Source organism: Candidatus Dormiibacterota bacterium (assembly GCA_035532035.1).
GTDB lineage: Bacteria > Vulcanimicrobiota > Vulcanimicrobiia > Vulcanimicrobiales > Vulcanimicrobiaceae > Tyrphobacter.
In genome coordinates this window covers 1-12,784 of the sequence record DATKRS010000007.1, presented here as the reverse complement: position 1 = coordinate 12,784, position 12,784 = coordinate 1, and the positions used below count along the sequence as shown (strand labels likewise).

At 64.1% G+C, this 12,784-nt stretch carries 11 protein-coding genes; 7 read left to right on the top strand and 4 right to left on the bottom strand.

The features are described 5' to 3' along the window. The first annotated feature begins 105 nt into the window (after nucleotides 1-105). Nucleotides 106-411 (top strand): co-chaperone GroES, encoded by a 306-nt coding sequence (gene groES, locus VMV82_02680; GenBank protein ID HUY40457.1) that lies wholly within the window; start codon nucleotides 106-108, stop codon nucleotides 409-411. A gap of 26 nt (nucleotides 412-437) precedes the next feature. Continuing rightward, entirely contained in the window at nucleotides 438-2,105 is a 1,668-nt protein-coding gene (gene groL / locus VMV82_02675) for a chaperonin GroEL (GenBank protein ID HUY40456.1), read from the top strand. A gap of 84 nt (nucleotides 2,106-2,189) precedes the next feature. On the opposite strand, the gene VMV82_02670 is transcribed toward groL, so the two are convergent. Then, complete coding sequence (locus VMV82_02670) at nucleotides 2,190-3,491, bottom strand: alkaline phosphatase family protein (protein HUY40455.1); 1,302 nt, start codon at nucleotides 3,489-3,491, stop codon at nucleotides 2,190-2,192. A gap of 252 nt (nucleotides 3,492-3,743) precedes the next feature. Here VMV82_02670 and VMV82_02665 point away from each other — a divergent pair, with 252 nt between their 5' ends. Both VMV82_02665 and VMV82_02660 read left to right on the top strand, forming a co-directional pair. Next, a complete protein-coding gene (locus VMV82_02665; protein HUY40454.1) occupies nucleotides 3,744-5,591 on the top strand; it encodes a 2-oxoacid:acceptor oxidoreductase subunit alpha in 1,848 nt (615 codons plus the stop codon). Between the two features lie 2 nt (nucleotides 5,592-5,593). Continuing rightward, nucleotides 5,594-6,604 carry a 2-oxoacid:ferredoxin oxidoreductase subunit beta gene (locus VMV82_02660; GenBank protein ID HUY40453.1) on the top strand — a complete coding sequence of 337 codons (1,011 nt, stop codon included), beginning with the start codon at nucleotides 5,594-5,596 and terminating at the stop codon, nucleotides 6,602-6,604. Here the strand turns inward: VMV82_02660 and VMV82_02655 are convergent. Continuing rightward, a complete protein-coding gene (locus VMV82_02655; protein ID HUY40452.1) occupies nucleotides 6,561-7,940 on the bottom strand; it encodes an amino acid permease in 1,380 nt (459 codons plus the stop codon). The genes VMV82_02660 and VMV82_02655 overlap by 44 nt on opposite strands. 39 nt (nucleotides 7,941-7,979) lie before the next feature. Here VMV82_02655 and VMV82_02650 point away from each other — a divergent pair, with 39 nt between their 5' ends. The 3 genes from VMV82_02650 to lon are packed head-to-tail and all read left to right on the top strand — an operon-like array spanning nucleotide 7,980 to nucleotide 11,432. After that, the gene (locus VMV82_02650) at nucleotides 7,980-8,522 is read left to right on the top strand and encodes a hypothetical protein (protein HUY40451.1); all 543 of its coding nucleotides are present in this window, start codon (nucleotides 7,980-7,982) and stop codon (nucleotides 8,520-8,522) included. Nucleotides 8,523-8,580: 58 nt separating this feature from the next. Further along, on the top strand, nucleotides 8,581-8,973 hold the full coding sequence (locus VMV82_02645) for an Hsp20/alpha crystallin family protein (protein ID HUY40450.1): 393 nt from the start codon (nucleotides 8,581-8,583) through the stop codon (nucleotides 8,971-8,973). Further along, complete coding sequence (gene lon, locus VMV82_02640) at nucleotides 8,973-11,432, top strand: endopeptidase La (protein HUY40449.1); 2,460 nt, start codon at nucleotides 8,973-8,975, stop codon at nucleotides 11,430-11,432. The genes VMV82_02645 and lon overlap by 1 nt, the downstream gene beginning before the upstream one ends. Nucleotides 11,433-11,475: 43 nt before the next feature. Here lon and VMV82_02635 read toward each other — a convergent pair whose 3' ends face one another. Together VMV82_02635 and VMV82_02630 are read right to left on the bottom strand one after the other, a co-directional pair. Beyond that, complete coding sequence (locus VMV82_02635) at nucleotides 11,476-11,826, bottom strand: hypothetical protein (GenBank protein ID HUY40448.1); 351 nt, start codon at nucleotides 11,824-11,826, stop codon at nucleotides 11,476-11,478. Then, the gene (locus VMV82_02630) at nucleotides 11,823-12,704 is read right to left on the bottom strand and encodes a hypothetical protein (protein HUY40447.1); all 882 of its coding nucleotides are present in this window, start codon (nucleotides 12,702-12,704) and stop codon (nucleotides 11,823-11,825) included. Before VMV82_02630 ends, VMV82_02635 begins: the two co-directional genes overlap by 4 nt. Between the last annotated feature and the right edge of the window lie 80 nt (nucleotides 12,705-12,784).

The following is a 12,784-nucleotide window of genomic DNA, read 5'->3' as shown; positions in this document are numbered from 1 at the left end:
AGTACCTAGGCTTGCACTCTCCGAGGGAGTCTGCTAACATCGGTGTTGGCGCTCTCGGTCCGAGAGTGCTAATCCCTGAGATGTCGTAAGTAGTTGGAGGTTTTCGTGAATCTCAAGCCTTTGGGCGATCGCGTGGTCATCGAGCACGTGGATCAGGATGATAAGAGTTCCGGCGGCGTGTTCTTGCCCGACACGGCCAAGGAGAAGCCCCAAGAGGGCATGGTCCGTGCGGTCGGCACGGGCCGCGTGACCGATGACGGCAAGACGCTGCCGATGAGCGTCAAGGCCGGCGATCGCGTCATCTATTCGAAGTACTCGGGCAGCGAAGTCAAGATCGACGGCACCGAGTATCTCATCGTCTCCGAAAAAGACGTCCTTGCGATCGTCGACAAAGTTCCCGTCGGCGTCTAATACCGTAGAAAGTGTGAATTTGAACCATGGCTGCAAAACAAATCGTATTTGACGAAAACGCTCGGCGGGCGCTGGAGCGCGGCGCGAACATCCTCGCGGATGCCGTGCGCGTGACGCTCGGTCCGAAAGGGCGTAACGTCGTTCTCGACAAGAAGTTCGGCTCGCCGACCGTGACCAACGACGGCGTGACGATCGCGAAGGAGATCGAGCTCTCCGACGCATTCGAAAACATGGGCGCGCAGCTCGTGAAGGAAGTCGCCTCGAAGACGAACGACGTCGCGGGCGACGGTACCACGACCGCAACCGTCCTTGCCCAGGCGATCATTCGCGAAGGGCTGCGCAACGTGACCGCGGGCAGCAACCCGCTGCAGATCAAGCACGGCATCACCGAGGCCGTCGATGTCGCAGTCAAAGAGATGGAAAGCTACGTGCAAAAGGTCGACTCGAAAGAGAAGATCGCGCAGGTCGCCTCGATCTCCGCGAACGATCCGGAGATCGGCAACTTCATCGCGGAAGCGATGGAAAAGGTCGGTAAAGACGGCGTGATCACGGTCGAGGAGTCGAAGACGCTCAAGACCGAGGTCGAGACCAAAGACGGCATGCAGTTCGACAAGGGCTACATCTCGCCGTACATGGTCACCGACAGCGAGCGCATGGAGGCCGTGCTCGACGATCCCTTCATCCTCGTGACCGAGCGCAAGGTCTCGGCAATCGCCGACATCTTGCCGCTGCTCGAGAAGGTCGTGCAGGTCCAAAAACCGCTCCTCATCATCGCTGAAGACGTCGAGGGCGAAGCACTCGCGACGCTCGTCGTGAACAAACTGCGCGGAACGTTCACGTCCGTTGCGGTGAAGGCACCGGGCTTCGGCGATCGTCGCAAGGAGATGCTTAAGGACATCGCCACGCTCACCGGCGCAACGGTCATCTCCGAAGAGCTCGGCCTCAAGCTCGACAAGGTCACGCCGGATCAGCTGGGGCGCGCGAAGCGCGTCACGGTGACGAAGGAAGAGACCACGATCGTCGACGGTGCCGGCAAGCAGGCCGACATCAAAGGCCGCATTGAGATGATCAAAAAGCAGATCGAGGACACCGACTCGGACTTCGACCGCGAGAAGCTGCAAGAGCGGCTCGCGAAGCTGTCGGGCGGCGTCGCGGTCGTGCAGGTCGGCGCGGCAACCGAGACGGAGCTCAAAGAGAAGAAGCATCGTATCGAGGATGCGCTCTCGGCGACGCGTGCAGCCGTGCAAGAGGGAATGATCCCCGGCGGCGGCAGCTCGCTGGTGCACGCGATCAAAGCGATCGACAAGCACCTCGCCGCACGCGGGCCCAAGGCAAACGGCCACTCCACGACGTGGGCCGACGAGAAGATCGGCATCGACATCGTGAAGAAGGCGCTCGAAGAGCCGCTCAAGCAGATCGCGCATAACGCGGGCTTCGAAGGCTCGGTCGTCGTCAACAGCGTCAAGGAAAAGACGGCGCCGCAAGGCTTCGACGCGATGACGGGCAATCTCGTCGACATGTTCAAGGCGGGCATCGTCGAGCCGTTCAAGGTGACGCGCTCTGCGCTGCAAAACGCCGCGTCGATCGGCGCGCTCATCCTGACGACGGAGACGCTCGTCGCCGACAAGCCCGAGCCGAAGAAAGAACCGGCGATGGCCGGCGGCGGCATGGGCGGCTACGGCGACATGATGTAACGTCCGCACGGGACGAAAAGGAAAGAACGAAGGGCTCCGGCAGTCGCCGGAGCCCTTCTCGCATTCAGCTCGTTCGCAGTGTCGTCAGTAGTCGTCGTCGGGCGACTGATGATCCGGCGGGAGGCTTTCGAAGTAGTCGGCCGAGAACGGCGCGTCGATCCTGAAGAACGGTTGCGGCGCCTGCGCGAAATCGAAGCAGTCCGAGAGATCGTCGGCGCGCGCGTCGGTGTAGCCGAGCGACCCGAGCCCGAAGACGCGCTCCGTGAAGTGCAGGATGCTGCCGAACTCATGCTGCACGTGTGAGACGTAGCCGAGCTTTGCGTACGGCGAGATCACGATGAGCGGCACGCGGAAGCCGAGTTCGTAGTGGTTGTACTGCGGCGGCTCGACGTGGTCGTAGAAGCCTCCCCAATCGTCCCACGTCACAAAGATGGCGGTCGTGTTCCAGTACGGGCTGTGCCCGATCGCGTTGACCAACGCCGCTACCCACGATGGTCCGGTGCCGTCGGTTATGGTTGCATGATCCGATTGCGCGGCATTCGGGATGATCCAAGTGACGGCCGCGAGTGGTTTCGTCGCGATGTCCCGCAAGAAGCGCTGCGGCGGCGAGACGACGTTCGCGTACTCGTCGGGTTCGTTGCGAATGTGACGAATCGCGTCCGGAGCATCCCAAAGCCCGGCATAGACGTCCGGCTGGTAATAGCGCCAGGTGAGATTGGTCTGGTCGAGGAGATCGAAGAGCACCGGGTGGTCGAAGCATGGGAACGTCGCTCCGGGTTCGTCGCCCGTCGCAGGGTCGATGAGGCTGACGACCGACCCGGCGGGCGAATCGCATCCGCCCGTAGAGTGACCTTGTGGCGTTCTCGGGTTGTTCTCCGCATAGTACGAGCTGCCGGTCGCGATGACCGACGTGCCCGCGATCAGATACTGGTGTGCAGGGAAACTCGGACCGGAGTTCGTTTGGAACATGCGATCCGCAAACGCGTAATGCTCCGCCATGTCGAAGTAGGGCTCGACCTCCTCGCGCGGCACGTAACTGTAGGCGCGCGTGTCGGGATCGCGGCATGTTGCAGTGCAGTGGCTGCGTTCATCGCTGAAGCCGTTCATCGCGCCGGCGGCGTACTCGGTAAGGAACGCCTCGTGCCGGTGGTCGAGATCGTACGAGGCGGTCAGGGGCGTCGGCTCGAGCGGAACGCTCCGGCCGTCCGCGCTCGGGCCGGTGCCGGCCGTATCCGCACCCGGCAAACCCTGGAAGAGATCGTCGACCGAGCGGTTCTCCTGCACGATGATGACCACGTGCTGAATCTTGCCGCCACCGAGAAGCGCCGGATCGTGCCCCCCCGGAGTCTGTGCGCCCGCGGTGTTCTCCGCCGCCGGAACGAGCACCGCAGACAAAGCAGGCCGCCCAGCTGCGCAAGCGTGGAGCGACAGAACTGCGCCGAGCGCAAGCACGCGACGTGCGCTCGCCGGCCCACTGGGCATTGAAATCGTCACGTGTCGCACCCTGTGGTACGGCCGTTCAACGGGGCGGCACGGTCGACCCTGCCACAGAAGGCCCAGGTTTCGCGCGTCAGCGTGAGGAGTTCGCGGTCCATTGCGCGTATTCGCATAGCATCCCCATCACTAAGGAGGGCATCGGTGCCCGGTCCGGTCGTCAACGATTTTACCATCCGCATCGCCACGGTCAACGGTTCCGGCAGTCAATCCTCCAATCTCGTTTTGAGCAACGCGATCTTCCGTCTTGGAATACCGGTCGCGCCGAAGAACGTTTTCCCATCGAACATCGAGGGTTTGCCGACGTGGTTCGACATCCGCGTTACGGGGAAGGGCTATCAATGCCGCAGCCGCGACGTCGAGGTGCTCGTTGCGCTCGATGCGGCAACGTGGCGCGAGGACGTCGCGGCGCTGAAACCGGGCGGCATCGCGATCCACGAGAGCGCATATCCTCTCGACGGGAAGACGCATCGCGACGACGTGACCTACTTCCCGGTTCCGTTCACCGAGATGGGCAAGAAGCACTTTGCAAACGCCGATCTGCGCAAGTACCTCGTGAACATGATCTACGTCGGCGTCCTGGGCGAGCTCGTCGGCCTCGACGACGCGACGATCGAAGCGGCCGTCAAGACCCAGTTCCGCAGCAAGCCCGCCGCGGTCGAAACGAACATGCAGGCGGTGCGGCTCGGCGTCGAGTACGCGCGCGATCACCTGGCGAAACAAGACGCGTTTCGCCTCCAGCCGATGCGCGGTAAGACCGACGGCACGATATTCATGGACGGCAACCGCGCGGCGGCGCTCGGTTGCATCATGGGCGGCTGCACCGTCGCTGCATGGTATCCGATTACGCCGTCCTCGTCGTTATGCGAATCCTTCATCGCGCTTGCTGAGCGGTATCGCGTCGATGCGAAGACCGGTGAGAAGAACGTCGCGGTCGTTCAAGCCGAGGACGAGCTCGCTGCAGCCGGTATCGTGTTCGGCGCCGGATGGGCCGGCGCGCGGGCGATGACGTCGACATCTGGCCCGGGACTCTCCTTGATGGCGGAGTACGCCGGCTTCGGTTATTACGCCGAGATTCCGGGCGTAATCTTCGACGTGCAGCGGGCGGGACCGTCGACGGGGTTGCCCACGCGAACGATGCAAGGCGACGTGGCTTTTGCGTACATGCTCTCGCACGGCGACACGAAGCACGTGGTGCTTCTACCCGCCAGCGTCGAGGAGGCGTACGCGTTTGCAATGGAGGCGTTCGATCTCGCGGAGCGCTTTCAGACCCCCGTATTCGTGTTGAGCGATCTCGATCTCGGAATGAACTCGTGGATGAGCACGCCGCTGCCGTATCCCGAGAAACCGTTCGATCGCGGAAAAGTCTTGAGCGCCGAGGATCTCGCGAAGCTCGACTCGTGGGGCCGGTATCGCGACGTGGACGGCGACGGGATCCCATACCGCACGCTTCCCGGAACGAATCACGAGAACGCAGGTTTCTTCACGCGCGGAACCGGCCACGACGAGCAGGCCCGGTACTCGGAGAACCCGCAGACGTGGCAGCATGGCCTGGACCGGCTCGTACGCAAGCACGACACCGCCCGCGCGCGCGTTCCGGAGCCGATTGCGGACGAGGCCGGACGTAGCGTCGGGCTCATTGCGTACGGCACGACGCACCACGCTGTCGTCGAGGCGCGCGACGTGCTCCACGACGACGGCTTGGAAGTCGACTATCTTCGGGTGCGCGCGCTTCCACTCTCACCCGGCGTCGCGAGCTTCGTCGAGCGCCACGAGCGCGTCTACGTCGCCGAGCAGAACCGCGACGGCCAGCTCTACGGCATCCTGCGCATGGAGCTGCCGGCGCATCTCGTCTCTCGCCTCCATTCGATTCGCCACTACAACGGCGTGCCGATCGACGCGCAGGCCATCGTCGAGCCGCTCCAAGCCGCGGAGCGCGATCCTTCGACTCCGCATCCTCGCGCGGCACTCGAGGTGACGGGAACGTTATGACGGTGAATATCATCGGTCTCGCGCGCGACGTCTACAAAGGCTTGCCGACGACGCTGTGCGCGGGCTGCGGCCACAACTCGATCACGAATCACCTCATCAAGGCACTGTACGAGTTCGGCGTCGATCCGCATCGCCTCGCGAAGATGAGCGGAATCGGCTGCTCCTCGAAGACGCCGGCGTATTTCGTCGAGCAGGCGCACGGGTTCAACGGCCTGCACGGGCGCATGCCCTCTGCCGCAACCGGCGCTAAGCTCGCGAACCGCGAGCTTCTCGTGCTGGGCATCAGCGGCGATGGAGACACGGCCTCAATCGGCCTCGGTCAGTACTGCCACATGATTCGCCGCAATCTCGACTGCACGTACCTCATCGAGAACAACGGCTGTTACGGGCTGACCAAGGGCCAGTTCTCCGCCACCGCCGACGCCGGCTCCAAACAGAAGAACGGAAAGATCAATGAGTTCACGGCGATCGACCTCTGCGGGCTCGCGGTCGAGCTCGGCGCGTCGTTCGTGGCGCGCTCCTTCTCGGGCGACGGCAAGCAGTTGGTCCCGCTCTTGCAGGCGGCGTTCGCGCATCGCGGCACGGCGATTCTCGACATCGTGAGCCCATGCGTCACCTTCAACGATCACGTCGGCTCGACGAAGAGCTACGCCTACGTGAAGGAGCATGGCTTCGCTCTGCACACGCCCGACTTCATCATTGGCAGCAAGGAGATCGAGGTCGATTACGAGCCCGGAACCGTTCAGGACATCGCCTTCGACGATGGGTCGCACGTCTTGCTGCGCAAACTCGAGCGCGACTACGATCCCACCAGCCGTCTCGGCGCGCTCGCGGTGATCGACGAAACGCGCGAACGCGGCGAGCTCGTCACGGGGCTGCTCTACGTCGACACGGCCGCGCAGGATCTCTGCGAACGCGAGCATTTGACGAAGACGCCGCTCGCGCAGCTGAAGGAAGACGACCTGCGCATCAGCCGTGAAGAGTGGGTTCGGCTGACGGCGCCGTCGGCATAGGCCTTTCCCTGCGCCGCAGGGCGACGAAGCCGTAGTACGCCGGGATTGCCGCGAGGAAAAGCCCGAGCGTCACGAGCGCGTTCAGGAACGAGGCAACGTACGTGGTGATTACGACGGCCACTGCTACGAGCGCAAAGAGTGCGGTGCTGTACGGGTGCAACGGCACGACGAAACCCGGACGCGCCTCTTGCCGGGCGCGATCGCGCGCGCGAAAGACGAACACGGCGATTGCGGCGAGCGCGAAGAAGACGTAATCGACCGAGATGACGTAGTTTAGGATCTCCGCGTAGCCCTTCCAGAGCGTGATGAAAATGGCGACCGCGCCTTGGAGCGCGATGGCGATCACCGGCACGCGCGTTCTCGGATGCAGCCAGCCGATCTGGCGAAAGAAGAGGCCGTCTTTCGCCATTGCGTGGTAGACGCGCGGAGAGACGAGAATCTGATTGCTCAAGAAGCCGAGGGTCGAGAGCGCGACGAGCGCGGCGATGAGCTGCGCGCCGCGCGAGCCTAGCAGCGCGCGCAGCACCTCCGACGCCGGAGCGTCGGTGCGCATCAGACCCGTGGGACCGAGCACGCGCAGGCACACAACGTTGACGAGCACGTAGAGGACGACGACGCCGCACACTCCCCACACCATGCCGCGCGGAAGCGTTCGCGACGGCTCCTTGAGCTCGCCCGTCATGAAGCTCGACGTCTGCCACCCGCTGTACGCGAAGAGCACCGCGATCATCGAGACGGCCATCGCCCCGAGCAACGGGAGGGTTGCGCCCGCAGCGACGAGCGGCGCAGCCGCCGCTGCGGTGGGATGCGCGAGAAATCCGGCGGCGATCAGCGCGGCGATCGCGGCGATCTTCAAGACCATGAAGACGTTCTGGAGATTGCTTCCTTCGCGGACGCCGAGACAGTTGACGACGGTGAAGACCGAGAGAACGGCCAGTGCGAGAAGCGTCGGATCGGCGCTGATCCCGGTAAGCGGTTGGAAGTATCCGGCAAAGGTCAGCGCGGCCGCCGCCATGCCGCCGCTCTGCGAGACGAGCAGCAGCGTCCAGCCGTACATGAAGGCGACCACGGGATGAAAGGCCTCGCGCATGTACGCATAGAGCCCGCCGTCGTGCGGTCGCCGCGCGGCCAGCTCGGCGAAGACGAACGCGCCGAGCAGGGCAACGGCACCACCTGCGACCCAGACCGCGAGCATCGCCCACCCGACGTGAACGATCTTTGCGACGACCGAGGGATTGCGAAAGATGCCCGAGCCGATGATCCCGCCCATGACGATGAGCGCGGCATCGCGCGTGCCGAGCCTGCGCAACAACGTTGCGTTCAGGCCGCCGGGCAACAAAGGTTCCCGAGTGCTACGGATGCGAAATCCCCCTGCATGATCGTCATAGCCACGCTCCTGGCCATGCTGCTTGCTCCGCTTACGGTCGCTCAGGCAACCCCCGTGCCCTTGACCGTTCCGCCGTCCGTCGCTCCGCTGCCGCCCGTCGCCGATACGCTGAACAGCGGACCTTGTCTGGATTCACCGCGTTCTGTGCCCCATGTCCTGCAAGACCCCGTCGTCCGCGAAATGCAGGTCGTACGCATCCAGCGCGTCATCTCGACCGGTACGATGACGCGCGACAACGTCATCGGGTTTCTTTATACGACCGACGACGGCACGACGTGGCTCGGCCAGCGCTCGGCGGACTATATGTCGGCCGCCAACGCGCGCCAGATCAATCACGTCTTGGCGTCGACACGCCTGTCGCCGATCGAGCCGGACGCGTTTCCCCCGACCATGCGATACGGCGTGCCGGTTCGCGCGGAGCGCTTCTTCCGCGTCCAGATTCCCGAGCGGGCCATGGGGCCGCTGCGCATACGTCTCGACGCGTGCGTCGCGTGGCCGCAGGGGCGCCCGCTTCCCGACCCTGCGTTCTAACGGCCGCCGCGCCGGCGCTGCATCTTTGCACCCCGAACGCGGGTATTGGTAGAGAGAGATGGACTTTGTGATCCGCTCGCGGACGGTTGCCTTCGAGCCGAACGCCGACGTCTTCGTCGACGACGCGCGCTCGTCGGTCGTCGTCACAGTTGAAGTTGCAGGCGCGAACCCTGAAAGCTTGCGCGTCGAGATCGACGACGAGCGCCACCTCGTCATCTCCGGGGACCGCCCGCGCGAAACGCGATCGGCCTCGGGATCGTTCGTCCAGAAAGAGATTTCCTACGGAGAGTTCAGCAAGCGCATTCACCTTCCGGTTGCCGTCGAGTACGACGGTGCCGCGGCGACGTATGGCGACGGCGTTCTCGCCATCGCGCTGCGCATCTCGCAGACTGCGTACCGGCCCACAGAGCGCACGGAGATACGCATGATCGTCAAACGGGTCCCGTTCTGATGGCAGCGCGAAGGAAAAACTCCCAAAACGTCATCCCCGCGGGCTCGATCGGGATTCTGCCGCTGCAGGACGCGGTGCTCTTCCCGAACACGGTGATTCCGCTGGCAGTCGTCAAGAAGCCGGGGATTCAGCTCGTCGAAGAGGCGCTGCGCGAGGGCAAGGCGATCGGCTTGTGCGTACTGCGCGATCGCGACATAGAGAGTCCCGTCCCCGAAGACGTTCATCGCGTCGGCACGATCGGCGTCATCCAAAAGATGCTGAAGGTCCCCGACGGCACGCTGCGGTGCATCGTGGCCGGCCAACAGGTTTTCCGTATCGAGCAGTTCACGCAAGAGCAGCCGTATATGGTCGCGACCTACACCGAGCTGCCCGAGGTGACGGTAGAGAACGAGGAGCTCGTCGCGATGCAGCGCAATCTTGCGGGGCTCTTCCAGAAGCTGCTCTCGTATCTGCCGCAGGCGCCGCGCGAGATGGAGATGGAGGTCCAGAACATCACGGACCCGAGCGTGCTCTCCTACTTCGTCGCGTCAACGATGCGCTTGGATGCCGCAGATCGCCAGGCGCTCCTCGAGGAGCGCGACACGGCCAAGCGCATGCGCAAGCTCACGATGCTGCTGACCAAAGAGTTGGAAGTCGTCGAGCTCGGTCACAAGATTCAGAGCGACATCCAGCGCGAGATGGAGAAGAATCAGCGCGAGTTCTACCTGCGCCAGCAGCTGCGCGCGATTCAGGAGGAGCTCGGCGAGGTCGATCCACAGCAGGCCGAGGCGAACGAGCTTCGCACGAAGATCGAAGAGGCGAAGATGCCCGAGGAGGCGCGAAAGACCGCCGACCGCGAGCTCGAGCGCCTGTCGCGCGTACCGCAGGCATCGCCCGAGTACAGCGTGATTCGTACGTACCTGGACTGGCTCGTGCAGCTCCCGTGGAACACGGAAACGGCCGATCATATCGATATCGAGAAGGCGCGCGCCGTGCTCGACGAAGATCACTACGACCTCGACAAGATCAAGGACCGCATCGTCGAGTATCTGGCGGTCGGCAAACTCAAGAAGCGCCTGACCGGGCCGATCCTTTGCTTCGTGGGGCCGCCGGGCGTGGGAAAAACCTCGCTCGGTCATTCGATTGCACGCGCGATGGGTCGCAAGTTCGTGCGGCTCTCCGTCGGAGGCGTGCGCGACGAAGCCGAGATTCGCGGGCATCGCCGCACGTACATCGGAGCGATGCCGGGCACGATCGTCCGCTCGATGCGCGACGCTGGCACGAAGAACCCAGTGATGATGATCGACGAGATCGACAAAGTCGGTGCGGATTTCCGCGGCGATCCTCAGTCGGCGCTGCTGGAGGTTCTCGACCCGGAGCAGAACGTCAACTTCCGCGACCACTATCTCGACTTGCCGTTTGATCTCTCGCACGTGCTCTTCATCTGCACGGCGAACAGCCTCGATACGGTCTCACCCGCTCTGCGCGATCGCATGGAGATCATCCAGCTCTCCGGCTACACCGAGCTCGAGAAGATGCAGATCGCCAAGCGATACCTGCTCGAAAAGCAGCACATCGCAAACGGCGTCCGGGACGCGCAAGCGCATATCAGCGATGCGGCGCTGCGGACCATTATTACCGACTACACGCGCGAGGCTGGCGTGCGCAATCTCGAGAGGCAGATCGGAACGGTCTTTCGCAAAGTGGCCCGCAAGATCGCGTCCGAGCCGCACTACAGGGCGCGCATCAAGCCGGAGAGCCTGAGCGAGTATCTCGGCAAGCAGCGTTTCTTCAACGAGGCACGCCGGCGCATCGCGTCGATCGGCGTTGCAACGGGTATGGTGGTGACGCCGGTTGGCGGTGATATCGTTTTCATCGAGACGCAGGCGATGCCGGGTACCGGCAAAGTCTCGCTCACGGGCCAGCTCGGCGACGTCATGAAAGAGAGCGCGCACGCGGCGGTCTCGTTCCTGCGCTCGCGCTCGAGCGAGTTCGCCCTACCCGAGGATTACTTCGCGAAGCACGACCTTCACGTCCACGTACCGGCGGGCGCGACGCCGAAGGACGGTCCGTCGGCCGGCATCACGATTGCAACGTCGATTGCCTCGGTACTGACGGCCATCAAAGTCGATCCTGCCGTCGCGATGACCGGAGAGATTACGCTCACGGGTCAGGTGCTGCCGATCGGGGGGCTCAAGGAGAAGGTTCTCGGCGCGAAGCGCGCCGGCATCACGAAGGTACTCTTCCCGAAGCGTAACGAGGTCGATCTCGACGACGTTCCCAAGGAAGTGCGCGACACGATGGAGCTGATACCTGTCGAGCAGCTTTCGGAAGTCTTCGAAATCGCACTCGGGAAGCGCGTCATCGCGCCGACGATCTTCGAGAGCGGCCGCCGCGCGAACAACGTCGTGCCGATGCACCGCAACGGTGCGGTGAAACGCAGTCGCATAGGACATCAGCGGCGAAAAGTGCGGCGCTAGCGCAGCAGGCGGCTAATGCCTGCCGAGCACCGTCGCGACGAGATCAAGAGCCGTCGCGGCGACGGATAAGCGACAGCAGGAGCACCAACGCTGCCGCGAGGACGACCGTCCACGCTGCCTGCACCTCCAGCGATCCGCGGAGCGGAAACAGCGTCGCAATGGCGATGCCCGCTAGAGCGCCGAGCAGCAGGGGCAGGCTTCGGAGAAGTATCGCCGGCGAGAACCGCTGCTTCGCGACGACGAAAAGATAGACGGCAATAAACGCGAGAGCGAGCGTGAGGGGGCCTGCCCGCGAGCCCAGGAAGCGCGACGCCGGAAGCCCCAAGATCAGCGCCGCGACGAAGGTCAGCCAGAGCACGTTTCTCGCAAAGCGTTCCGGCGGCAGCGTTTTCACTGGGGGCACGCTTGGCCGACCATTTGTTGCACGAGGTTCTGCGTCTGCGAGAACATCCATCCCGCCGCGAGGCTCGCAGCAGCGCAATATGCGCCTTCGGCGGGCTCTGGTACGGCGCACGGCGCGAGGACGTCGGCGATGAGCGCGCCAACGAGCATGTAGATCGCGAGGGCGGCGAGCAACGCCTGGAGACAATCCGAACCGCCCGCGGTCATCGGCTTTACGATGGGAATCTGTGGGCAGCCGTGCAGACAGTGGCCGCCGCCGCCTCCCGGCGGCTGGTACCAATACGCAGAGATCTTCGGGAAGGTCGTGTCCGCCGGCGTCATGGTCAGGACGCCGCGGGAGTCCAGCGCGTCTGACGAAACGGCGGATCCGGCCGCGGTCAGTGCGACCGTGCTCGAGCTCGGCGTGATGGTTGACTGGGCGTCACCGGCCGCGACCGAACCCGCCGATGCGACCGCCGAGACATTCGGCGTCGTCACCGTCGCAGTCTGGCCAGGTCCGATCCCTTGTGCCGTGAGCTCGCCGCTGCCGTCGAGGCTCCAGTTCATTTGCCCGATGAGCGTGTTGCTTGGGTCGTAGATCTCGGCATAGTTGCTCGCATCGTAAACGACGCACGTGACGCCGTCGTACACGACGCTCCTGCCCTGCGAGGTGCTTGCGGTCAGCTCGCTCGACGGGATGCGCTTGCTGCTCGGAAACGTTCCATCCGGGCGCGCTGCCGGGAAGCGTAGCGTCGGTCGCGTCGTGACGTGGCCTCGCGCAGGGTGCCTTCCGCGCCCTCCCAACGGAAGCGCGTTGCCGCCAAGGCGGCTGCTGCACGCCGGTAGGAGGAAGAGCCCCAGCGATGCGCCGAGCGCTTCGGCGCGAGTCAACGGACGCGAGCTGCGCATGTTCGACACCTCCCGAGAGTGTGTGCGCGAGCGCTGTTGCGTCTAACGGTACGGCGCTAGCT

Bases quoted from the DNA above. Each gene is read 5' to 3' on its own strand.
- groL (HUY40456.1), top strand. From the start codon at position 438: ATGGCTGCAAAACAAATCGTATTTGACGAAAACGCTCGGCGGGCGCTG.
- VMV82_02645 (HUY40450.1), top strand. From the start codon at position 8,581: ATGGACTTTGTGATCCGCTCGCGGACGGTTGCCTTCGAGCCGAACGCC.
- lon (HUY40449.1), top strand. From the start codon at position 8,973: ATGGCAGCGCGAAGGAAAAACTCCCAAAACGTCATCCCCGCGGGCTCG.
- VMV82_02650 (HUY40451.1), top strand. From the start codon at position 7,980: ATGATCGTCATAGCCACGCTCCTGGCCATGCTGCTTGCTCCGCTTACG.